At 64.9% G+C, this 22,493-nt stretch carries 19 protein-coding genes and 4 tRNA genes; 9 read left to right on the top strand and 14 right to left on the bottom strand.

Annotation, left to right across the window (positions count from 1 at the left end; translation table 11 throughout):
• Nucleotides 1-100: 100 nt before the first annotated feature.
• From M0D43_RS05825 to M0D43_RS05840, 4 genes are all read right to left on the bottom strand, one after another.
• Nucleotides 101-176, bottom strand: a tRNA-Lys gene (locus M0D43_RS05825).
• Between the two features lie 93 nt (nt 177-269).
• Nucleotides 270-346: transfer RNA gene (locus M0D43_RS05830), tRNA-His, on the bottom strand.
• Between the two features lie 32 nt (nt 347-378).
• Nucleotides 379-455, bottom strand: a tRNA-Arg gene (locus M0D43_RS05835).
• A gap of 42 nt (nt 456-497) precedes the next feature.
• Nucleotides 498-574: transfer RNA gene (locus tag M0D43_RS05840), tRNA-Pro, on the bottom strand.
• 150 nt (nt 575-724) lie between these two features.
• Here M0D43_RS05840 and M0D43_RS05845 point away from each other — a divergent pair.
• Nucleotides 725-1,486 carry a Bax inhibitor-1/YccA family protein gene (locus M0D43_RS05845; RefSeq protein ID WP_101363595.1) on the top strand — a complete coding sequence of 254 codons (762 nt, stop codon included), beginning with the start codon at nt 725-727 and terminating at the stop codon, nt 1,484-1,486.
• Nucleotides 1,487-1,605: 119 nt separating this feature from the next.
• Here M0D43_RS05845 and M0D43_RS05850 read toward each other — a convergent pair whose 3' ends face one another.
• The 3 genes from M0D43_RS05850 to grxC all read right to left on the bottom strand — a co-directional run bounded on the left by M0D43_RS05850 (nt 1,606) and on the right by grxC (nt 3,541).
• Nucleotides 1,606-2,613 carry an isocitrate dehydrogenase gene (locus M0D43_RS05850; RefSeq protein ID WP_010368534.1) on the bottom strand — a complete coding sequence of 336 codons (1,008 nt, stop codon included), beginning with the start codon at nt 2,611-2,613 and terminating at the stop codon, nt 1,606-1,608.
• Nucleotides 2,614-2,840: 227 nt separating this feature from the next.
• A complete protein-coding gene (locus tag M0D43_RS05855) occupies nt 2,841-3,236 on the bottom strand; it encodes a carboxymuconolactone decarboxylase family protein (protein ID WP_007968963.1) in 396 nt (131 codons plus the stop codon).
• A complete protein-coding gene (grxC, locus tag M0D43_RS05860) occupies nt 3,233-3,541 on the bottom strand; it encodes a glutaredoxin 3 (protein WP_101363691.1) in 309 nt (102 codons plus the stop codon). Before grxC ends, M0D43_RS05855 begins: the two co-directional genes overlap by 4 nt.
• A 149-nt stretch (nt 3,542-3,690) precedes the next feature.
• Here grxC and M0D43_RS05865 point away from each other — a divergent pair, with 149 nt between their 5' ends.
• The 8 genes from M0D43_RS05865 to lpxH all read left to right on the top strand — a co-directional run bounded on the left by M0D43_RS05865 (nt 3,691) and on the right by lpxH (nt 14,680).
• Nucleotides 3,691-5,337 carry a M48 family metalloprotease gene (locus M0D43_RS05865; RefSeq protein WP_484637056.1) on the top strand — a complete coding sequence of 549 codons (1,647 nt, stop codon included), beginning with the start codon at nt 3,691-3,693 and terminating at the stop codon, nt 5,335-5,337.
• A 183-nt stretch (nt 5,338-5,520) separates the two neighbouring features.
• Nucleotides 5,521-6,210 carry a phosphate regulon transcriptional regulator PhoB gene (gene phoB / locus M0D43_RS05870; RefSeq protein ID WP_002806631.1) on the top strand — a complete coding sequence of 230 codons (690 nt, stop codon included), beginning with the start codon at nt 5,521-5,523 and terminating at the stop codon, nt 6,208-6,210.
• 72 nt (nt 6,211-6,282) lie between these two features.
• A complete protein-coding gene (gene phoR, locus M0D43_RS05875) occupies nt 6,283-7,611 on the top strand; it encodes a phosphate regulon sensor histidine kinase PhoR (protein WP_252163928.1) in 1,329 nt (442 codons plus the stop codon).
• Nucleotides 7,612-7,724: 113 nt separating this feature from the next.
• Nucleotides 7,725-9,827: a polyphosphate kinase 1 gene (gene ppk1, locus M0D43_RS05880; RefSeq protein WP_252163929.1), complete on the top strand. Its 2,103-nt coding sequence runs from the start codon at nt 7,725-7,727 to the stop codon at nt 9,825-9,827.
• A gap of 177 nt (nt 9,828-10,004) precedes the next feature.
• On the top strand, nt 10,005-11,525 hold the full coding sequence (gene ppx, locus M0D43_RS05885; RefSeq protein ID WP_260808241.1) for an exopolyphosphatase: 1,521 nt from the start codon (nt 10,005-10,007) through the stop codon (nt 11,523-11,525).
• A 225-nt stretch (nt 11,526-11,750) separates the two neighbouring features.
• The gene (locus M0D43_RS05890; protein ID WP_252163930.1) at nt 11,751-12,887 is read left to right on the top strand and encodes a glycosyltransferase family 4 protein; all 1,137 of its coding nucleotides are present in this window, start codon (nt 11,751-11,753) and stop codon (nt 12,885-12,887) included.
• Nucleotides 12,868-13,410, top strand: coding sequence for a phosphatase PAP2 family protein (locus M0D43_RS05895; protein WP_252163931.1), 543 nt, complete (start codon nt 12,868-12,870; stop codon nt 13,408-13,410). Before M0D43_RS05890 ends, M0D43_RS05895 begins: the two co-directional genes overlap by 20 nt.
• 526 nt (nt 13,411-13,936) lie before the next feature.
• Nucleotides 13,937-14,680 carry a UDP-2,3-diacylglucosamine diphosphatase gene (lpxH, locus tag M0D43_RS05900; protein ID WP_252163932.1) on the top strand — a complete coding sequence of 248 codons (744 nt, stop codon included), beginning with the start codon at nt 13,937-13,939 and terminating at the stop codon, nt 14,678-14,680.
• 182 nt (nt 14,681-14,862) lie between these two features.
• Here the strand turns inward: lpxH and M0D43_RS05905 are convergent, their stop codons facing one another.
• From M0D43_RS05905 to M0D43_RS05935, 7 genes are all read right to left on the bottom strand, one after another.
• The gene (locus M0D43_RS05905; protein WP_252163933.1) at nt 14,863-15,282 is read right to left on the bottom strand and encodes a hypothetical protein; all 420 of its coding nucleotides are present in this window, start codon (nt 15,280-15,282) and stop codon (nt 14,863-14,865) included.
• A gap of 133 nt (nt 15,283-15,415) precedes the next feature.
• Nucleotides 15,416-16,669 carry a zinc-dependent metalloprotease gene (locus tag M0D43_RS05910; RefSeq protein WP_260808024.1) on the bottom strand — a complete coding sequence of 418 codons (1,254 nt, stop codon included), beginning with the start codon at nt 16,667-16,669 and terminating at the stop codon, nt 15,416-15,418.
• Between the two features lie 884 nt (nt 16,670-17,553).
• A complete protein-coding gene (locus tag M0D43_RS05915; protein ID WP_252163935.1) occupies nt 17,554-18,360 on the bottom strand; it encodes a ferritin-like domain-containing protein in 807 nt (268 codons plus the stop codon).
• Nucleotides 18,357-18,956, bottom strand: coding sequence for a hypothetical protein (locus tag M0D43_RS05920; RefSeq protein ID WP_260808025.1), 600 nt, complete (start codon nt 18,954-18,956; stop codon nt 18,357-18,359). Before M0D43_RS05920 ends, M0D43_RS05915 begins: the two co-directional genes overlap by 4 nt.
• Nucleotides 18,931-20,397, bottom strand: coding sequence for an amidophosphoribosyltransferase (purF, locus tag M0D43_RS05925; RefSeq protein ID WP_184623035.1), 1,467 nt, complete (start codon nt 20,395-20,397; stop codon nt 18,931-18,933). Before purF ends, M0D43_RS05920 begins: the two co-directional genes overlap by 26 nt.
• Before the next feature lie 30 nt (nt 20,398-20,427).
• Nucleotides 20,428-21,174 (bottom strand): CvpA family protein, encoded by a 747-nt coding sequence (locus tag M0D43_RS05930; RefSeq protein ID WP_252163937.1) that lies wholly within the window; start codon nt 21,172-21,174, stop codon nt 20,428-20,430.
• Nucleotides 21,175-21,388: 214 nt separating this feature from the next.
• Nucleotides 21,389-22,468: an SPOR domain-containing protein gene (locus tag M0D43_RS05935; RefSeq protein WP_252163938.1), complete on the bottom strand. Its 1,080-nt coding sequence runs from the start codon at nt 22,466-22,468 to the stop codon at nt 21,389-21,391.
• Between the last annotated feature and the right edge of the window lie 25 nt (nt 22,469-22,493).

Here is a 22,493-nt window from a genome sequence, read left to right on the forward strand (position 1 = left end):
GCCGACCGAGAAGACAGCAAAGCTGCAGCCGATTTCTTGCGTCATCCTTTCCTCAGCACAAAAAGAAAAGCACCTAGGCTGATGCCTAAGTGCTTTTGTTTGGTGGGCCGTCAAGGATTCGAACCTTGGACCTATTGATTAAGAGTCAACTGCTCTACCAACTGAGCTAACGGCCCTGAAACTGGTCGCACATTGTATGTGCATTTTTGCTTCGTTGCAACACCCGGTGACACATCGGGTCAAACATTCCTGCAATTGCTTGTCATCAGTGGGGTGGCTGAGGGGACTCGAACCCCCGACATCTGGAATCACAATCCAGTACTCTAACCAGCTGAGCTACAGCCACCACTGAAAACTTGCTTCCTACCGTACCGCCGATGGCGCGCCCGACAGGACTCGAACCTGTAACCGCCGGCTTAGAAGGCCGGTGCTCTATCCGGTTGAGCTACGGGCGCCCGGACCGAACTTCGCATTCCCACGCCGTCAGGAGCTCGGAATGGTCGGGGTAGAGGGATTCGAACCCCCGACATCCTGCTCCCAAAGCAGGCGCGCTACCAGACTGCGCTATACCCCGGCGGGACCTTTCAATCCCGAAGGCTCGAAAGGTCGGCTATTTTGGGAACGATTGGCCTCGCTGTCAATCACTCTGTGTAAATTGAACGATCAGCTATCCTCGCAACAACGCTCGTCAGTACGGTGAGCACTACTTTCATGGAGAACACGCATGCGTAGCGGTAACCCTGCCCTTCGGGAATCCACATTCCTCGACTCGGGCTCCGGCTCGGTCATCACCCGCGATGGTCAGGCGATGACCCTCAACGGCACGGTCAACAAGACCGGGGCGCTGTTGCTGATGGCCGTGGTCACGGCTGCCTTCGCCTGGTCGCAATCGATCGGTGCCGATGGCATGCCGCTGCCTGCCGCACGCATCTACATGATCGCTGGCGCGATCGGTGGCCTGGTGTTCGCACTGGCCACCAGCTTCAAGCCGACCTGGGCACCGATCACAGCGCCGCTGTACGCGCTGATCGAAGGTTTTTTCCTCGGCTCGATCTCGGCTGTGTACGAAGCGCGCTTCAACGGCATCGTGTTTCAGGCGGTGCTGCTGACCTTCGGCACGATGTTCGCGCTGCTGTTTGCATATCGCAGCGGCATGATCAAGGCCACCGAGAACTTCAAGCTGGGTGTCGTCGCAGCCACTGGCGGTATCGCGCTGGTGTATCTGGCGACCATCGTGCTGGGCTTTTTCGGCGTGCGCATCCCTTTCATCCACGACTCGGGCCTGATCGGAATTGGATTTAGCCTGTTCGTGGTGGTGGTGGCGGCGCTGAATCTGGTGCTGGACTTCGACTTCATCGAGAGCGGCGTCGAACACGGTGCACCCAAGCACATGGAGTGGTACGGCGCGTTCGGCCTGATGGTCACGCTGGTGTGGCTGTACATCGAGTTCCTGCGTCTGCTGTCGAAGCTGCAATCGCGCAATTAAGCAGGGAGCTGGGAATCGGGATCGGGGAATCGCAAGAGCGGTTCCTTCGAACATCCGGATTTCGAGCAAAAAGAAAGGGCGCCTGGGCGCCCTTTCTTTTTTTGCTGTCGCCGTGTCGCTCAGAGACGGCTGGCGATGGCCTTGGCAAAGCCCATGGTGTTGCCGGTGCCGCCCAGGTCGGGGGTCAGCGAGTCCTTGGCTTCCAGCGTGGCGACGATCGCTTCGCGCAGGCGCTCGGCGTTCTGGGGCTGACCGATGTGGTCCAGCATCTGCGCCGCGCCCAGCAGCAGCGCGCACGGGTTGGCCTTGCCCTGCCCTGCGATATCCGGCGCCGAGCCGTGCACGGCTTCGAAGATCGCCGCGTCCAGACCGATATTGGCACCCGGGGCCAGGCCCAGGCCGCCGACCAGACCGGCGCACAGGTCGGAGATGATGTCGCCGAACAGGTTGGTGGTCACGATGATGTCGAACTGCTCCGGACGCATCACCAACTGCATGCAGGTGTTGTCGACGATCATTTCCTGGAATTCGATTTCCGGGTACTGCGCGGCCACATCGCGCGCCACCTTCAGGAACAGGCCCGAGGTCGACTTGATGATGTTGGCCTTATGCACCGCAGTGACCTTCTTGCGGCCGGTGGCGCGTGCCAGGTCGAAGGCGTAGCGCACGATGCGCTCGGAGCCCTTGCGGGTGATCCGGGTGCCGGAGAACGCAGTCTCGCCATCCTCGGACACGGTCTGGCCTTCACTCAGGTACGCGCCTTCGGTATTTTCGCGCACCGTGATCAGGTCCACGCCATCGGCGAAACGCGACTTGGTGTTTGGGAACGACTTGGCCGGACGCACGTTGGCGTACAGGTCGAACTTGCGACGCATGGCGACGTTGATCGAGCTGAAACCCTCGCCAACCGGCGTGGTCAGCGGGCTTTTCAGCGCCACCTTGTTCTTGGTGATCGAGGCCAGGGTGGACTCGGGCAGCAGATCGCCGTGCTTTTCCAGCGCGACCAGGCCAGCGTCGGCGTATTCGTAGGTCAGGCCAGCTTGCAGCGCGTCGAGCACGAACAGCGTGGCATCCATGATCTCCGGGCCGATACCGTCGCCGCGGATGACCGTGATTGTCTGCGTCATAACGTTGGGTTTCCGAACTTGAAGGGGGGAGCGCCGGCCGGAAAGCCGGCGGATCGGCGCAATGAGGTTTCACTGGCAATTATGCCCGATGCCGGTGAAGGCGCCCAAACCGACCATCGTCTAAGAGCGGCAGGCGCCCAAACGCAACGCGCCACATCGATGGGTGGCGCGCGCGTTGCTGGACCTTATCAATCGCCAATCCCCGTTTCCGCGCCTCAGCGACAGACTCAGTCGTGCGCGTGCTGGGCTGGCGCCTGCGCGCCGCCTTCGAGCTGGTCGAGGAAATCCACAGCGCGACGCAAGTGCGGGATCACGATGGAGCCGCCGACCACCAGGCCGACCGAGAAGGTTTCGAAGAACTCTTCGCGACTGACGCCGGCTTCCTTGCACTGGGCGACGTGGTAGCTGATGCAGTCGTCGCAGCGCAGCACCATCGATGCGACCAGGCCCAGCAACTCCTTGGTCTTCACGTCCAGGGCGCCTGCTTGGTAGGTCTGGGTGTCCAGCGCGAAGAACCGCCGGACCACCTGGTTCGGCTCGGCCAGGATGCGTTGATTCATGCGCTGACGGAATTGCGTGAACTCGCGCAGGCGGTCGGCGCTGCCGTCGTCGGAACCACTCATGCCTGACCACCCGCGCTGCCGGCCAGCAGCGGCTCGAGCTTGCCGGCCCGGTGCATGGCCATCATGTCGTCGTACCCGCCTACGTGAACGTCGCCGACGAAGATCTGCGGCACGCTGGTGCGCTTGGCCAGGGCAACCATCTTGTCGCGCTCGGCCGGGTCCAGGTCAATCCGCACTTCGTTCCAGGTCTTGCCCTTGCTCTTGAGGAAATTCTTGGCGGCCACGCAATACGGGCAAATGGCGGAGGAATACAGGGTGATCTGCGGGCCGGGGGCCGCGTCCTGATCAGTATGGTCTTGGCTCACGGGAAACTCCGTGGTTGGTGTGAGGTCTACCACATGGTACCGGGCGACTGGAATTTCCATGTCGTCACCGCAACACTGTGGGTTAATCGATGATTCACGCCGTCGCGCCGTGCTGCCCGCATGCTCCGCGCACTACCTGGGAGTTCCACTTGCGCCTGCTACCGCTCGCCACTGCCCTCACGCTGGCTGTTGCCATGGGTGTGGCACCTGCGCAGGAAAACCGCCTGCCCGACATCGGTTCGTCGGCCGGTGAGTTGCTGACCCCGGCACGTCAGGCCGAGTACGGCAAAATGATGCTGGCCGAGTTGCGCAACTACGACTACGTGCTGGACGACCCGCTGATCACCGACTGGCTGCAGACCATGGGCACCCGGCTGGGCGCAAACAGCGACCAGCCGCAGCAGCCATTTACGTTTTTCATGCTGCGCGACCGCCAGATCAATGCGTTCGCCACGCTGGGCGGCTATGTCGCGGTCAACGCCGGACTGGTATTGACCGCCGAGCGCGAGGACGAAGTGGCCGCGGTGCTGTCGCACGAAATCGCCCACGTCACCCAGCAGCACGTGCTGCGTGGGGTGGAGCGCGCGCAACGTGACCAGATCCCGATCCTGCTCGGCATGCTGGCGGCGGTGGTGGCGGCGCAGCAGGCCGGAGGCAACTCCAAGGGCGACGCCACCATGGCCACCATCACCAGTGCGATGGGGATGATGCAGCAGCGGCAGATCGACTACACCCGCTCCAACGAATCCGAAGCCGACCGACTGGGCATCCGCACACTGGCGCGCAGCGGTTACGACGTGGATGCGATGGCCGGCTTCTTCGAGCGCATGTCGGTGGCCATGCGCGCCAATGAAGGCGGCTACAGCGCGCCGGATTTCCTGCAGACCCACCCGGTCACCGTCACCCGCATCAGCGAAGCCAAAGCGCGCGCCGAGCAGATGAAGAAGAACACCGTGGTGCTGACCACCTCGGTACCGGGGGGGAGCCGCCAGGAGCGCGTGGACCCAGCAGACCCGTCGCTGTCGGAACCGCTCAGCCGCAATGGCAACGCGCTGCTGCCCTACGCCCTCCGGCTGCCGGTGGACGCACTCAGCCGTGGTGCCGACCAGCGAGGCTTCGATTGGGCCAAGGAGCGCCTGCGCGTGCTCAGTGCGAGCACGCCCGATGCGGCCATTCGCGAATACGAAAACCTGCGCCGCAGCGCCAAGCAGGGCCTGACCGATGCGCAGCGTTACGGGCTGGCGCTGGCGCAACTGCGCAACAGCGGGAGCCGGCCGGGCGAGCCGGTCGCCGAGCTGAGCAGCCTGCTTGAGGCGCATCCGGATAATCTGTGGCTGGCGCTGGGCCTGAGCGAGGCGCAGGCGCGCGTGGGCCAGCACGAGGCGGCCAACGCGCGCTTCGACGCGTTGCTCAAGCAATTGCCGAACAACCGCGCGGTGGCGCTGACCTATGCCAGCGCGCTCAACGAGCAGGCCAGCAAGGAGTCCGGCCAGCGCGCGCGCCAGGTGCTGGAGCCGTTGTTGCACCGGAGCAGCGACGACCCGTTGCTGCAACAGAGCTACGCGCGTGCCTGCGAGCTCTCGGGCGACCAACTGCGCGCCAGCGAAGCGTATGCGGAAGCGGCGTTCTTGAATGGCCGCGCCGAACAGGCGCTGATCCAGCTGGAAGCGCTGAAAAAGAAAGATCTCGACTATGTGACACGGGCCCGCGTGGATGCGCGCATCGCCGCCATCACTCCGACCGTGCTGGAGCTGCGCCGCCAGGGCATTCGCGACCCGGATTTATCCACGCGCTGAACGCTGGTGTGCGTTGCCAGCTGTAAGCGACAGCAGCATATGGAGTGGCCGCCTGCGGCAATGCAACTGCCGAGTCCGCTTCGCCAAGCCGTCACCATCGCGCAGGCGACGCCAGCAATGTCACATTAGAGTCACAAAACCGTAGTCTACTGGCGACCACCACAGCCAGACGGTAAGCCCCGCGTGCAGAAACGCATTCTGATCGTCGATGACGAACCCGCGATCCGCGATATGGTGGCGTTCGCGCTGCGCAAAGGCGAGTTCGAGCCCATCCATGCCGGTGATGCCCGCGAGGCGCAGACCGCCATCGCCGACCGCGTGCCGGATCTGATCCTGCTGGACTGGATGTTGCCGGGCACCAGCGGGCTGGACCTGGCACGACGCTGGCGCAAGGAGCAACTGACCCGCGAGATTCCGATCATCATGCTGACCGCGCGTGGCGAGGAAAACGACCGCGTCGGCGGCCTGGAGGCCGGCGTCGACGACTACGTGGTCAAGCCGTTCTCGGCACGCGAGCTGCTGGCACGCATCCGCGCGGTGATGCGGCGCACCCGCGAAGACGACGAAGACGGCAGCGTGGCAGTGGGACGCCTGCGCATCGATGGCGCCGCGCACCGCGTGTTCGCCGGCGATGCGCCGGTGCCGATCGGCCCGACCGAATATCGCTTGCTGCATTTCTTCATGACCCACCCGGAGCGCGTGTATACGCGCACCCAGCTGCTGGACCATGTCTGGGGCGGCAGCGTGTATGTGGAAGAGCGCACCATCGACGTGCATATCCGCCGCCTGCGCAAGACGCTGGAACCGTTCGGCCTGGAAAACATGGTGCAGACCGTGCGTGGCTCGGGCTATCGTTTTTCTTCGGCGACCTGACGTGCCGCAAAGCCAGCCGGCCGCAGTCTGGCCGGCCGGCTGCCTACCTGACGCTTCGTGGTAACGCCTTCCATGCCCCAACATATCCGTTCCGCCTGGCTCAAGACGCTCGGCACCCTCGCGCTGTTGTTGGGCGCTGCCGTCGTCGCCGGCGTGCTGATCGGGCATGTGTGGATGGCGCTGACGCTCACCGCCCTGGGCGTACTGGCCTGGCATTACTGGCGGCTGCGCCAGGTGCTGCGGCGGCTCACCGCACGCCAGCGTGCCGAGCCTGCCGCCGGCATCGGCGCCTGGAACGAACTGGACCGGCTGCTGTATCGCAGCCAGGCCGAAATGCGCGGGCGCAAGCGGCGCCTGATCGAGATGTTGCGCACCTACCGCGCCGCGGCGCAGGCGCTGCCGGATGCGGTGGTGGTAGTGGATCGCAACAGCCAGCGCGTGCAGTGGTTCAACAAGGCGGCGGGCGGTTTGCTCGGCCTGCACCATCCCGGCGACATGGGCGTATCGGTGGTGGAGCGACTGCAGCCGCTGCCGCTGGCGCATTGGCTGGCAGCCGGGCGCAATGCCGAACCGATGCTGGATGCCGCCTCGCCGGCGGACCCGGATCTGCGCCTGAATCTGCGCCTGATCCCATATTCCGACGACTACTGGCTGCTGGTGGCGCGCGATGTCAGCAAGCTGCTGCGGCTGGAGCAGGTGCGTCGCGATTTCGTGGCCAACGTCTCGCATGAACTGCGCACCCCGCTGACGGTGGTGCATGGCTATCTGGACATGCTCGACCCGGAAGACTTCCCCGATTCGGGCCCGATGCTGGCGGAGATGCGCAAGCAATCGCAGCGCATGGCGCAGTTGGTCGAAGACCTGTTGACGTTGTCGCGACTGGAATCGCAGGAAGAACTCGGCGAAGAACACGTGGCGATGGCACCGATGCTATCGACCCTGCGTCGCGAAGCCGAGGCGCACAGCCAGGGCCGCCACACCGTTGACGTCATCGACGAGGCTGGCGTGGATCTGCTCGGCTCCAACAAGGAACTGCACAGCGCGTTTTCCAATCTGGTCACCAACGCGGTGCGCTACACGCCGGGCGGCGGCACGGTGACGATCCGTTTCGTGCGCGAAGGCGATGGCGCGGCGCTGGCAGTGCGCGACACCGGCTATGGCATTCCCGCCTCGCACCTGCCGCGTATCACCGAACGCTTCTATCGCGTGTCCAGCAGCCGCTCGCGCGAGAGCGGCGGCACCGGGCTCGGGCTGTCGATCGTCAAGCACATTCTGGGGCTGCATCAAGCGCGCCTGGACATCGAAAGCGAAGTGGGACGCGGCAGCGAATTTTCGTGTCATTTCGTGGCTGCACGTGTCGTGCAGCGCGAACCATTGGTGCCACTGTCACGCTCGGCGTGATATGTAGTCAGTGCGCGCCCAGCGCGGTGCGATGGTCGCGTCTCGCGCGCCGCATCGCTTTCGCTGCAGTTGCCCGGTAACCACGCACATAACCCGTCTTGATGATCGATTCCATGGGCCACGCCAAAGAACTGCACGACATCACACCCGGCGACGACATCGCCACCGATCCGTTGCGTGATCCGGCGCTGTACATCAACCGCGAGTTGTCGCAACTGGACTTCAACTTCCGGGTGCTGGCGCAGGCGCTCGATGAGCAGGTGCCGTTGCTGGAACGGCTGCGCTTCCTGTGCATCTCGTGCACCAATTTGGACGAGTTTTTCGAGATCCGTGCGGCCACCGTGCGGCACGCGCAAGAGTTCGGGCTGCCGCCGGCACCGGACGGGCTGAGCCCGACCGCCATCCTCAACGCCGTGCACGACCGCGCTGCCAAGCTGGTAGAGCAGCAATACCACGCGTGGAATGAAGTGCTGCGCCCGGCGATGGAAGACGCCGGCGTTGCCGTGCTCAGCCGCTCGGCATGGACCTCGCGCCAGAAACGCTGGCTGCGTGCCTACTTCCGCAACGAGATCATGCCGGTGCTGTCGCCGCTGGGGCTGGACCCGGCGCATCCGTTCCCGAAGATCCTCAACAAGACCTTGAACATCGTGGTGGTGCTGGAAGGCCAGGACGCGTTCGGCCGTGCCGGGCATCTGGCCATCGTGCGCGCCCCGCGTTCGCTGCCGCGCATCATCCAGCTGCCGGCAAGCCTGTCGCCGGAGGGCGCGCAGAGTTTCGTATTCCTGTCTTCGGTGTTGTCCGAATTCGTCGACGAACTGTTCCCGGGCATGCAGGTCATGGGCTCGTATCAGTTCCGCGTCACCCGCAATTCCGAGTTGGTGGTGGACGAGGAAGAAGTCGAAAACCTGGCGCTGGCCTTGCGCGACGAGTTGGTCACGCGTGGCTACCGGCCGGCCGTGCGGCTGGAGATCGCGCACGATTGCCCGGCGCCGATCCTGCGCACCTTGCTGCAAAATTTCGGGCTGAATGAAAACGCGGTGTATCGCATCGTGGGGCCGGTCAACCTGAGCCGCGTTACGCAGGTCTACGATCTGGTGCAGCGCCCCGAACTCAAGTACCCCTCGTTCAATCCGCGCACCTTGCGCGACAGCGAGGGCATCTTCGAGATCGTCAAAAAAAGCGATGTATTGCTGCATCACCCCTTCGATGCGTTTACTGCAGTGCTGGATGTCATCCGCCAGGCCGCGGTCGACCCGAACGTGCTGGCGATCAAGCAGACGCTATACCGCACCGGCAAGGATTCGTTGATTGTCGATGCGCTGATTCTGGCCGCACGCAACGGCAAGGACGTCACCGTGGTGGTGGAGTTGCGTGCACGCTTCGACGAAGAAGCCAACCTAGGTCTGGCCGACAAGCTGCAGGAAGCCGGCGTGCAGGTGGTCTACGGCGTAGTCGGCTTCAAGACCCACGCCAAGATGCTGCTGATCGTGCGGCGTGAGGGGCGCAAGCTCAAACGCTACGTGCACCTGGGCACTGGCAATTACCACAGCGGCACCGCACGCCTGTATACCGACATCAGCCTGATCACCGCCGATGCCGAGATCGGCAACGATGTGCACATGCTGTTTCAGCAGTTGTCCGGGCTTGCCCCGCGCATGAAGCTGGACCAGCTGCTGCAGTCGCCGTTTACGCTGCATGCCGGCGTGCTGAAGCGGATCGATCGCGAAACGCGGCTGGCCCGCAAGGGTCGCCCAGGCCGCATCATCGCCAAGATGAACGCCCTAAACGAACCGCAAGTGGTGCGTGCGTTGTACATGGCATCGCAGGCCGGGGTACAGATCGATCTGATCGTGCGCGGCGCCTGCACGCTGCGCCCCGGTGTGCCGGGCGTGTCGGACAACATCCGCGTGCGCTCGATCGTAGGGCGCTTTCTGGAACATAGCCGCGTGTACTGGTTCGGCAACGACGGCGCCGCCGAGTTGTATTGCGCCAGCGCCGATTGGCTGGAACGCAATCTGTTGCGGCGGGTGGAGACCTGCTTCCCGATCCTGGAACCGGATCTGGCCAAGCGCGTCTACCGCGAGGTACTGCAGAACTATCTGGACGACAACGTCAGTGCCTGGGAACTGGATGCCGAAGGCGTGTACCACAAGCGCACGCCTGCCCCGGGTGAGCCACCACATTCGGCGCAGATGACCTTGCTCGATCGGATCTGAGCGACGCTGCAGCATGCAAGGTGGGAAGCCGTTCGCGCAGGCGAGCGGCATACCCGCAACGGCGGCCCGCAGGTCGCACCCAGCGATTGCGAACACCAGCTGCGCCCTGACGCTGACGGGGCCCACGCATGACATCTCACGGGCCAACGGCCCATCGGCTACCATGCGGCCATGCCAATGCCCTCCCCCACGATTCGGCCACTGCGCGATGGCGATTTTCTTGCTGCCATCGACCTAGGCTCCAACAGTTTCCACATGGTCATTGCGCGCTACCTGATGGGTCAGCTGCGCGTCGTCGATCGCCTGCGCGAGACCGTGCGCATGGCCGATGGCCTGGATGGCAAAGGTGGTCTCTCCAACGACGCACGTCAGCGCGCGCTCGAATGCCTGGCACGCTTCGGCCAGCGCATTCGCGACGTGCCCTCGCTGCGCGTGCGCGCCTTGGCCACCAACACGGTGCGTCAGCTGCGCTCGCCGCAAGCCTTTTTGATGCCGGCGGAGACTGCACTGGGGCATGCGATCGAAGTGGTCAGCGGGCGCGAGGAAGCGCGCCTGATCTATCTGGGCGTGACCCATGCACAACCGCCCAAGCCCGATCAACGCCGGCTGGTGATCGACATCGGCGGTGGCTCGACCGAATTCATCATCGGCCAGGGCTTCCAGACGCTGGAACGCGAAAGCCTGCAGGCCGGTTGCATTGCCAGCACGCGGCGATTTTTCCCGGGCGGCAAGTTGTCGAAGAAAAAATGGAAGGATGCGCTGACCGAGATCGGTGCCGAATTTCAGCAGTTCGCCGGCCAGTACAAGGCGCTGGGCTGGCATGAGGCGATCGGTTCGTCCGGCACGCACAAGGCGATCGGCGAAATTTGCGCGGCGATGAAGCTCACCAAGGGTGCGATCACCGCGCAGGCGCTGCCGGCGCTGCGCGATGAGTTGCTCAAGGCCAAGCGCATCGAAGATATCCAGCTGCCCGGCCTGGCGGCCGAGCGGCGGCCCATCATCGCTGGCGGCATCCTGGTGCTGGAAGCTGCATTTCAGGCGCTGGGTCTGGAGAAACTGATGGTCAGCAAGGCGGCGATGCGCGAAGGCATCCTGTACGACATGCTCGGCCGCGGCGGCCAAAACGACCCGCGCGATAGCTCGGTGGCCTCGCTGGTGCAGCGCTACGGCATCGATGAGGTGCAGGCGCAGCGCGTGGAAGCCACGGCCTGCCGCCTGTTCGATCAGGTCTGCGAATCCTGGCAACTGGATGGCGACGATGCGCAGGTACTGCGGCGTGCCGCACGCCTGCATGAGTTGGGCCTGATCATCGCGCACAGCCAGTATCACGTGCATGGCAGCTATATCCTGGAACATTCGGATATCGCCGGTTTTTCGCGGCAGGAACAGCAGGTCCTGGCGGCGCTGGTACGCACGCACCGGCGCAACGTGCCCAAGACCGCCTTCGATGCGCTGCCGGACCGCCTGCTGCTGCCCACCCGACGCAAGGCCGCGCTGCTGCGGCTGGCCGTGTTGCTGCACCGTGCGCACGAAGCGGATCCGATCCCGACACTGGAACTCACCGCCGACGACACGCGGCTGTCGTTGATCCTGTCGCAAAGCTGGATCGACTCGCGCCCGCTGCTGCGCGCCGATCTGATCGGCGAAGTCGAAAGCATGGCCGGCCTGGGCATCGCGTTCAAACCGTTTGTGACCTGAGGCCTGCGGCCTCAGGCGGGATCCGGGAGTGGGGAGTAGTCGACTGCGGGGCTCTGATGTCTCTCCCTGACAGGCGGCGGTGGCGCTAAACGCAGGCAGTGCGGCGCCTTTGCGAATCACGAATCCCGAACTCCTAATCCCGTCGCACTTGTCACCGCCGCGTCTTGTCGGCGCAACATCAATGCCATCGCCCTGCCGGAAGCTAGTGAAAACCGGAGAACGGGCATGCGCTACGCGATCGTTACCGAAACCTATCCCCCCGAGGTCAACGGTGTTGCGTTGACCGTGCACGGTCTGGAAACCGGCCTGCGCGCGCGTGGACACCAGGTGGATGTGGTGCGTCCACGCCAGAGCGCCGATACCGCAGCGACCGATGCGCTGCTGGTGCGCGGTGCATCGCTGCCGCGCTACCCGGGATTGAAATTCGGCCTGCCGGCCACGCACCGTCTCGTACGTCATTGGCGCAGCACGCAACCGGATGCGATCTATGTGGCCACGGAAGGCCCCCTGGGCTGGTCGGCAATGCGCGCAGCACGCCGGCTCGCCATTCCGGTCGCCACCGGCTTCCACACCCGCTTCGACGAATACCTGCCCGATTATGGCGCCGCCTGGCTGCAGGGCACCGCGCTGCGCTGGATGCGGCGCTTCCACAACCAGGCCGATGCCACCTTGGTACCCACGCGCGAGCTGCAACAGTTGCTGCGCGATGACGGCTTCGAGCGCGTGCAATTGCTGGCGCGCGCGGTGGACAGCCAGCAATTCGATCCTGGCCGTCGCGATCTCGCATTGCGCGCCGAGTGGGGCATCGAAGGCGAAGGCTTTGCCGCCATCTACGTCGGGCGCATCGCCAACGAAAAGAATCTGCCGCTGGCCGTGCATGCCTTCCGCAGGTTGCAGCAGATTCGCCCGAAGGCGCGCTTTGTGTGGGTCGGCGATGGCCCGGCACGCGAGAAGATTGCGCACGAAAATCCCGACTTCATTTTCTGCGGCGTCCAACGTGGCGATGCATTGGCGCGTCACTTCGCCAGCGGTGATCTGTTCCTGTTCCCCAGCCGCAGCGAAACCTTCGGCAATGTGACGCTGGAAGCGATGGCCAGCGGCGTGGCGACAGTCGCTTTCGATTACGGCGCGGCGCGCGAATATCTGCGCAATGGCCATACCGGCGCAGCGGTGGACACCGACGAGGCCTTCATCCAGGCCGCCGTCGCACTCACCGAAGACGATGCACTGCGCCAGCGCATGGGCACGGCAGCGGCACAGGCCATGAAAAAACTGCACCCAGACAATGTGGTCTCCGACTTCGAAGGCTTGTTGCTGGGAATCAGCGCTGCACGGGGGCGTTATGTCGTCAACGCGGCTTGAGGTCTTGCGCGGTCACGAAGCGCGCTGGTGCCGACGCGCCAATCACTGGTGCCGGCGTAACCCGGTCCGGCGCGCATTCGCCACCATCAGCCGCTTGGGCGACGGCGTGTTCTGGTACGCCTTGATGGGCTTGCTGGTAGTGCTCGACGGCATGGACGGCGTGCGCGCATCAGCGCACATGGCTGCCACCGGTGTGCTCGCATTGACGTTGTACAAAGCCCTCAAGCGCTGGACCCGCCGCCCGCGGCCCTACGCCGCCGACGTGCGTATCCGCGCCTGGGTCGCGCCGCTGGACGAGTTCAGTTTCCCCTCCGGCCACACCTTGCATGCGGTGTCCTTCAGCATCGTGGCACTGGCCTACTACCCATGGCTTGCCCCCTTGCTGGTGCCGTTTTCGGCCGGCGTAGCGCTCTCGCGCGTGGTGCTGGGGCTGCATTATCCCAGCGACGTGCTCGCCGCCACGGTCATCGGCGTCCTGCTGGCCAGCCTGTCGTTGTGGGGGCTGCCGGTGATGTTTGGGTAAGCACTGGCCGTTTGCGACAGCGTCACTAGGTGACGTGCATGCAGACGAGCAACCAAGGCGGAACCGCCGAGCAGAAAGGTTTCTTTGCCTCACCCTTCCCCACCGGGAGAAGGTGCCCCGCAACGGCGGATGAGGGTACGGGCCAAGCCTCGTGCACTTGCCTTGGAAATTCTTTCGCGAACGCCGGAAAAGTCACGACGCATCACATTGCGACGTCAGCGTGCGGCTTCGCCACCCTCCCCCCGCCGCTCCACGCCTTAGCCCACCCCTGCGGCGCGTGCGCACCAATGCACGCGCGCCGGTGGCGCGCGCCGTGCATTGCCGCCCCGCAGCGAAAGGTGGCGAGCCCTAAGCGCTGTGCTTTCAATCACTGATCGCCGATCACTAATAACGATCGCTGATCGCCCCCCCCGAACGTCCATTCCGGAATCACCAACCCGCAATTTCGAATCCTGACCGGAGTCCCGCATCCCGAATTCCCGTCCTCGCCCCTGACCGCCCCGCGCTCCCGCCGTACAATGGCGCGATGACGACACTGTTCATTTCCGACCTGCATCTGGACCCGGCCCGGCCGGCGATCACCGAGTTGTTTCTGGATTTCCTGCGCACGCAGGTACCCGGCAGCGATGCGCTCTACATCCTGGGCGACCTGTTCGAAGCCTGGATCGGCGATGACACCCCGTCCACCGCTGCCGATGAGGTCGCGGTGGCATTGCATGCGGTGGCCGATGCCGGCGTCCCGGTCTTCTTCATGCCGGGCAACCGCGATTTCCTGGTGGGCGATGCCTACGCGCAGCGCGCCGGCTTCCGCATTTTGCCCGACCCCACCGTGATCGACCTCTATGGCCATACGACGCTGCTGCTGCACGGCGACCTGCTGTGCACCGACGACACCGCGTATCAGGCCTTCCGTGCGCAAACGCGCGACCCCGTGTTTCAGGCGCAGTTTCTGGCGCAGCCGCTGGCCGCCCGCGTGGCCTTCGCGCAGCAGGCGCGTGCGGCAAGTCAGGCCCGCTACGCCGAACTCAAGCAGGGCGACCAGGCGCAGCTGGAAAGCGTCACCGACGTGTCGCAGGCCGAGGTGGAGGCGACCTTCGTACGTTACGGGCTGGATCGCATGATCCACGGTCATACCCATCGCCCTGCAATCCATACCCTGCAAGCCGGTGGCAACACCTGCACGCGCATCGTGCTGGGCGACTGGTACGAGCAAGGCTCGGTCTTGCGCGTGGATGCCGATGGCGTATCGCTGGAGCAGCTGGCGTTGTAAGGCAACTCATCCACACGCTGTGCCTGCACTGGCAAGACACAGCGATGCTGAATCGAATGCGCGCGCCGGATCTTCTCAAGCGCGCCTTATGCGACCGCCTCGCCGCTCCGTAGGAGCGTCATTGCTCTTGCTGAAATCTGCGCGCAAATCAGTCTGCATTGTCGATCAATGACTGCAACGCATCACTGCATACTTCGCGCACGCTCGGAGTAGTCGACGAAATCCGCATTCACTACGTCGTACCACAGCAACGTGCCATCCGCCTGCACGCGGAAACGGTCGCGTACCGGGCTGGTCTGCGGGTCGCCAGGGCAACCGTCGCCGTGGCGTTCGCGCACCGCAAAATCGAACGCGTCCGGCGAAGGCGCATCGCCTTCCTCGGCCATGAGGCTGATGCAGTTGTCCGGGTACACATGGTCGCTCTGCAAGCGGGCTTCAAGCATCTTCAACGCACGGGTTTGCGCGTGGTCACTGGCGGGCGCTGCAGGCGCGGTAACGGCAGGCTTGGGCTGCGTGGCAACGGGGTCGGCCGGTTGCTGCTTGCATCCGGCAGCCGCCAGCGCAGCCAGGAGAACAAGCGCATAGCGCAGGGACGTGGACATGAGAGCTCCGCTCGACAGGACAGGGCCGGCAGTTACCGCCGGTGCGCCTAGTCTGCGCGATCCACGCGCGCGGGTGTAGTCAAAAAGCCCGGCACTTGCGGTGCCGGGCCGGACTTGGATCAGTCCACAACACTCAACGGAAGCCGGCAATCGTGGCCTTGGTGTTGACCAGCACGCGTTGGTTGTCGGCGGTGCTGGCATTGCCCATGGGCACGCCGTTGTAGCTGATGTTGGGGTTAGACCAATAGTTCAGACGCGGGCAGCCGCCGGAGCAATCGTAGGCCATGATGGTGCGCCAGCTGTTGCCGTAGCGGTAGCCGTGGCCATAAGCGTAGGGCGAGGTGCTTGGGTCGTTGGTGGCATCGTGGCGTGCGCTCTGCAGATGCCCGATTTCATGCGCAAAGCTGTAGTAGCCGGTGGCGCAATCCCAGTACACCGAAGCGAATGCGCTTGCAGCGGTTGAGCCGATTCCCGATGCCAGACCGCAGTAGCTGCTGTTGTCCAGCACGATCACGCCCACATCGGCGGTGTAGGTGTTGCGGCTGGTGTGGATGCTGTCCATGTAGCCATCGTTGGTCACGCGGAAGCGCTGCAGGTCGGTAGTGAAGTTGCCGGTCTCGGTATAGCTGGTGGTCTCGTAGCGCGCCAGCTGCAAGGTGATGCCGACGTTGCTGTTGATGTAGCCCTGGTTGGCTTCGGCCACCGCCAGCTGCACCAGCGATTGCATGTTGCCGCCGTAAGCGGTCACGGCCTTGTTGGTGGCAACCACCAGCACGCGAATGGTCGCCGGACTACCTGATGAGGCAGCAGCGGCAGTGACGCGTCCATCGCCGGGCATGTCGAACGTCGGCAGCAAGCTGTAGTCAGCCGGATGCTCCTGCGGCATGCGTTGCTCATCCACTTGCACCAGCACGTGACGCCCATCGGCGAGCGGACGCAGGCGATACAGCTTGCCGGCGTAGCGAATGGTGCCGGTGACGGTGTCGCCGCTGCGCACCAGGATGGCCGAGTTCAGCGGGTCGACGCCCGAGAGCGTGCGTGCACGAGTGCCGGCACGCGGGCCGAGGTTGCCGTACCACACGCTATCGCCGCCTTCCAGCGCATCGACCTTGGCCTGAGTGGCGGTGATGGTCTGGCCATCCAGCTGCAGTTCCAGCAATTTTTCCGCGGCGGTCACCGCACCGCCATCGAGCTGGACCACCTGCGCATTGGCAGTGGACGGCGCGCTCAACACGCGTTGCAGCGAAGGTTCGGCTGCTGCGGTGGCGGTGGCGCTGCGGCTCAGCGCAGGACCGGTTTGATACAGCGGTTTGCCGGCAGCGGCGGCCGAACCGGCCAAGCACATGGCGATCAGACCCATCGTGGTGCACATCGACTTCGACTTCATCGTCTTTCTCTCCTAAGACATGAAAGTTATGGATGCGAAACACCGGGCCCCTGCCCCGGGACGCCATTAGGGCGCGTTGCGATCTACCGAATGCAAGTTGTTACAACAGAAAATTACAGTTCTGTGATGTTTACCGATGACTGGATGCGATTCCGGCCGCATGCGCGACGACGTAGCGCACAGTTTCGGTCGACAGGGTGTCGGCAAGACGCGCGCGTCATGCTGCATCGCCGATGTTGCAGCGGTGGAAGTCAGACGAAGTACGCAGATAGACCGACAGACCGAACGCCGCTCGCCAGCCAACGCGCGTCGATCAGGCGGGCATCGCCGTTATTTGGCTGGGCCTGTATCGAATGGACATGTCGGATGCCAGTTCTGGGGGCGCGGCCAACAGCCCCCTGCTTGTTGTTCCCGGCGTTTTCTCAGCCGCTCTAACGAGAAGGTCCACGGTTGTCTTGGAAAGTGTAGGCGCGCTGCATGCGGCGCTTGCAAAGCGCTTGATCCGTGCTTTGGCTGCAGGGCCCTTAGCTGCCACCATCGCGGGACGCGCGGTGAATCCGTCCATGCAGGCTCTTATGCAGCATCCATGCCGCACCAGGTCCCGCGACGGTGGTCGGCCAAGGACCGGTCGTGATGGTCGGTATGCCTGGCTTTTGGAGCGAGCCATCGACCAAGTCCCTGGCGTGTGCCTCTCACCGCGTGCAGGACGTGGTGACCGCAGGGATGGATTCGCTGCGTCGCTTCCGATTGGTGAGGACACCGCAGCCTCGACCAGCGCAACTTGCGAAGCGCGGATGGCACCGAGCGCGCCTACATCACTCTGCGACCCGGGCCCGACAGGGCATGCGTGTGCCGCTGCATGACAGCGGCATCGAATCACGCCCTTAGCCGGCCTGCTCCACCAGATCAGCGAGTTCGTCTTCGTCGAAACCGGCAAGCAGCCGCGCCTGCAGATTGAACGGGCCATGCAGATAACCGCCGGCATATTCGCGCAACAACGCCTTGAAGCGCGCCCTTGGTTCGATACCGGCCTGTGCGCAATACCAGCGGTACCAGCGCGAGCCGGCGGCCACGTGCGCCACTTCCTCGCGCAAGATGGTCTCCAGCACCTCGGCCGTGGCGGCATCGCCGAGCGAACGCAGTTTGACGATCATCGCCGGTGTGACATCCAGGCCGCGCGCTTCCAGCACCCGCGGCACCAACGCCATGCGTGCCAGACCGTCATGCGCGGTTTTTTCGCACATTTCCCACAAGCCGTTGTGCGCGGCAAAGTCGCCGTAGTCGCGATCGTGTGCCTGCAGGCGTGCGCGCAGCAGCATGAAGTGGCGCGATTCGTCGTCGGCCACCGCCACCCAATCGGCGTAGAACGCCTCGGGCAGACCACGGAACCGGTAGACCGCATCCCAGGCCAGATCGATGGCGTTGAGTTCGATATGCGCGATGGCATGGATGAAGGCAGCACGCCCTTCCGGCGTGCCCAGTCCACGCCGCGGCAGCTCGCGCGGGTGCACCAGCAGCGGCGTGGCGGGCCGGCCCGGCATGCGGATCGGGCACGGTGCCGGCGCATCGGCATCGCGCCTCAGCGTGCCATCGCGCCAGGCGGCGGCGTAGCGCTGGGTCAGCGCGACCTTGTGCAGCGGGTCGGCCGCGTCCAGGCAGGCGCGTGCGGCCTGGTACAGGTCGCCGTTCACGACACTGCCGGCGCGCGCGGCGGCGCCTGGCGCATATCCAGCCAGGCGCGCGCGGCCTGCTCGCAACGGTTGCCAGCCACCTTGAGCTCGCAATCCACACGATGCGCGCAGGCCAGGGCGAACGCGCGGCGGCGGTCGGTGATGGTCGGTTCGGCAATGTCCGCCACGGGTGCGCGCGAGGGCCAGCCGGCATCGACGCCGATGCCGGCGGCGAGCAGACGATCCGTGCCGTCCCGGCAGTCAACCGCATAGCCCCACTGCAGCGCATCGGCGCGTACGTCATCGGAGGAGCGCTGCGCGCGCAGTCGCAACATGAGTAGATCCTGGCCGATCCGGTAGCCGCCGACAATCGCCAGCGGTGCGCTGTAGCCGGGCTGCAGCACCGCCAACTGGTCCGGGGCCATGGACAGTTGCAGCGCGGTCAACTGCCCGCTTGGTACGCTGCCGTCGCGCAGACGCGGGTCGTCCACGCTGTGGACCGCTACCGGATCGCGGCCGATGCAGCCGACCAGCATCAACGCGGCAAGCACTGCAGCCGCACTGGCCCGCCGGCTACGTCGCACCAGCGACTCAGGCGCGACGACGCTTCTTGGCATCGTCCGAGCGCAACTGCTGGATGCGTTCGAAATAGCCAGGCTCGATGCCGGTGATGTACTCGCCGTTGAAGCACGAGGAATCGAACTGCTGGATGTCCGGATTGCCCTCGCGCACCGCCACTTCCAGGTCTTCCAGGTCCTGGTAGATCAGCCAGTCGCAGCCCAGGAATTCCTGGATTTCCAGCTCGCTGCGGCCATGCGCGATCAGCTCTTCGGCGGCCGGCATGTCGATGCCGTAGATGTTGGGGTAACGCACCGGCGGCGCGGCCGAGGCCAGATACACCTTGCGCGCGCCAGCGTCGCGCGCCATCTGCACGATCTGCCGGCTGGTGGTGCCGCGCACGATGGAATCGTCCACCAGCAGCACCACGCGATTACGGAATTCCAGGTGGATCGGGTTGAGCTTGCGACGCACCGATTTCTGCCGCTCGCCCTGCCCCGGCATGATGAAGGTGCGGCCCACGTAGCGATTCTTGACGAAGCCCTCGCGGTACTTCACCCCGAGCACGTTGGACATCTCCAGCGCCACGTCGCGCGAGGTGTCGGGGATCGGAATGATGGTGTCGATATCGTGATCCGGGCGCAGGCGCAGGATCTTCTCGCCCAGCTTCAGGCCCATGCGCATGCGCGCCTTGTGCACCGAGATGTTGTCGATCATCGAATCGGGACGCGCGAAATACACATATTCGAAGATGCACGGCGCATTGGTGGTCGGCGCGGCGCAGACCTCCGAAAACAACTCGCCACGTGCGGTGATCACCAAGGCTTCGCCCGGACGCACATCGCGCACGCGCTGATAGCCCAGGATGTCCAGCGCCGCCGATTCGGAGGACACGATGTATTCGATGCCTTCGGCGTGCTCGCGCTTGCCCAGCACCAGCGGACGGATGCCGTGCGGGTCGCGAAAGGCGACCAGGCCCAGGCCCAGCACCACGCTGACCACCGCATAGCCGCCCTTGCAACGACGGTGCACGCCGGCCACCGCGCGGATCGCCGCCTCGGGGGTGAGCATGCGCTGCGCGTCCAGTTCGTAGGCGAACACGTTCAGCAGCACCTCGCTGTCCGAATCGGTGTTGATGTTGCGGCGGTCGGCTTCGAACACCTGCTGGCGCAGGGCCTCGGTGTTGATCAGGTTGCCGTTGTGGGCCAGCGCGATGCCGTAGGGCGAATTGACGTAGAACGGCTGCGCCTCGTCCATGCCTTCCGAGCCTGCCGTCGGATAGCGGCAATGCGCGATGCCGACACGGCCTTCCAGCACCGCCATCTTCTTTTCGTCGAAGACATCGCGCACCAGCCCGTTGGCCTTTTGCACGCGCAGGCGCGTGCCGTCTGCGGTGGCGATGCCTGCGGCGTCCTGCCCTCGATGCTGCAGGACGGTCAGGCCGTCATACAGCTGCCCGGCGACGTTCTGGTTGCCGACAATACCGACGATGCCACACATGGTGCGCGTTCTCCGCTTCGGCTTGCGCCGTTAGTGTGAAGGTGGCCGTGCCTGGCCTTGGGATTCGACCCGAGCCGGGTCGCTTTCTCCGCCGCGAACCTGCGCCGGATCGATGTTGGCCGGCATCGCCTGCGCCGGACTGCGTCCGTCGCTGGCGGCGTTGCCGGGTTTGCCAAGCGCCCGCGACACGGTGTCGCTCAGTCCAGACCCGGACAGCATTTTGCCCAGGTCCGTATTATCGCCTGTCGAAGGCAACTTCCCCAACTCCGTGGGCAGGTTGCCCAGTTCCATGGATGGCATGTCCATCGACGGCATGCGCCAGGCCGGAAGTTGCGCCCGCATCCAGCCTGCGCCTGGCTGCAGCATGGGCAGCAGCACAGACTGGCGCCATGCCGGCTCGCGCGGCAGCGGGGTGAAGCCCATCAGCAACACCAGCACGCTGGCCAGAAACCCCCCGCGCACAACGCCCAGGCCGAAGCCGAGCATGCGGTCGGTGCCGCCGAGCTTGATCGCATCCACGCCGGCGCGGATCACCATGCCGATCACCGCCACGCTGATCAGCACACCGACGAACACCATCGCGTAACCGCCGAACGATTCGGTAGCCGACGGATGCTTGCCGTCGGCCAGCCAGCGCGCGGCCGCGCCGCCGAACATGAAGGTCGCCCAGCCGGCCAGCAACCATGACAACGTGCCGACCACGATCGCGACAAAGCCGCGCAGCAGGCCCAACAAAGCCGACACCAGAATGATGACGCCCAGCACCATGTCGATCATCGGCAACCTCTCAGCGCGGCGCATACGCCGCTCGTGCAATCTGGCTCGGTCTTCATTGCCCTCCCCTCCGTGGGTGCGAGGCGTTCGGAAATCCAGTGGCTGCGGGCCGCGCAGTGCAGGCAGTTAGCGGACCCATGACGGGGCGCCAGCAATGCAGTGTACGAGCGGCTGCCACACGCGCAGCGGCCGCGTTTGCTTGCGGCCGGCGCACAGTTTACGGATGTGGCCGCACCATGCCGGAAATACCGACCTTGGCTGCAACCTGGGCACGCAACTGTTCGGCATCGCTGCGATTGGCGACCGGGCCGACACGCACGCGGTTGAGCGCGCCCTTGTCGGTCCGCACCTGTTCGACGAAGGCGCTGAAGCCGGCGGCGCGCACACGGTCGCGCAAGGCATCGGCATCTTCGGCGCGCGCGAACGCACCCAGCTGCACTGCAAAACCGACCGAACTGGCCGCGGGCGCTGCCGGCGCGGTAGCTGCCGGCTTGGCAGGCTCAGGCTTGGCAGCAATGTCGGGCTTGGCGACGGCAGGCGTCGGGGTTGCAGGCTTGGCGACTTCGGGCTTGGCCGGCACGGGCTTGGCCACTTCGGTCGGCTTGGGCGCGGCCACCGGCTTGGCAGGCTCCGGCGGCAGGCTTTCGGTCTTTGTCGGTGCGGTGGTGCTGGCGGCGGCTACGCTGCTGCCAGGTTTCGCGACGGTCGCCGGCGCTGGTGTGCTGGCGACCGGCGCCGGAGCGGCGGCGTTGGCATCCAACGTCACCACCTGGGCGTTGACGTCGCTGCGCACCTTCACTGCCTGCAGGCGCGCCGATTCGGCCTGGGCCTGGTCGGCATACGGTCCAATCCGCACGCGCCAGGCCGGGCGGCCGTTGATCTGGGTTTTTTCGCTGAAGCCGGGCAACTGCGCCTGCGTGAGCCGCGCAATCACCGCATCGGCGTCGGCACTGGTGGCGTACGCACCGAAATTGACCGCGTAATTGCCAGCGGCCACTTCCGGCGCGGAAGGCGTGCTGGACGGGGCGGCAAGATCGGCCGCATCGGGGTTGTTCTGCACCGGCGACGGCGCACCGGCCATGCCCAGCGCGCCACCGGCCGGCGCATTGCCCGGAGTGACCAGCGGCAATTCGCGGGTTTCGAACTCGCCATTGGCGGGTGCTGCGGGTGCCTCAAGCGGCACATCGGCCACACCGCTCGACGGCGCGGGGCCCTTGACCAGCATCGGCAGGAAGATCACGGCAAGCGCCACCAGAACGATGGCGCCAATCAGTCGCTGTTTCAGAGCAGTGTCCACAGTAAAGAGCGCTACAGGCGTGGCG

Source organism: Xanthomonas prunicola, assembly GCF_025266575.1.
GTDB classification, from domain to species: domain Bacteria; phylum Pseudomonadota; class Gammaproteobacteria; order Xanthomonadales; family Xanthomonadaceae; genus Xanthomonas; species Xanthomonas prunicola.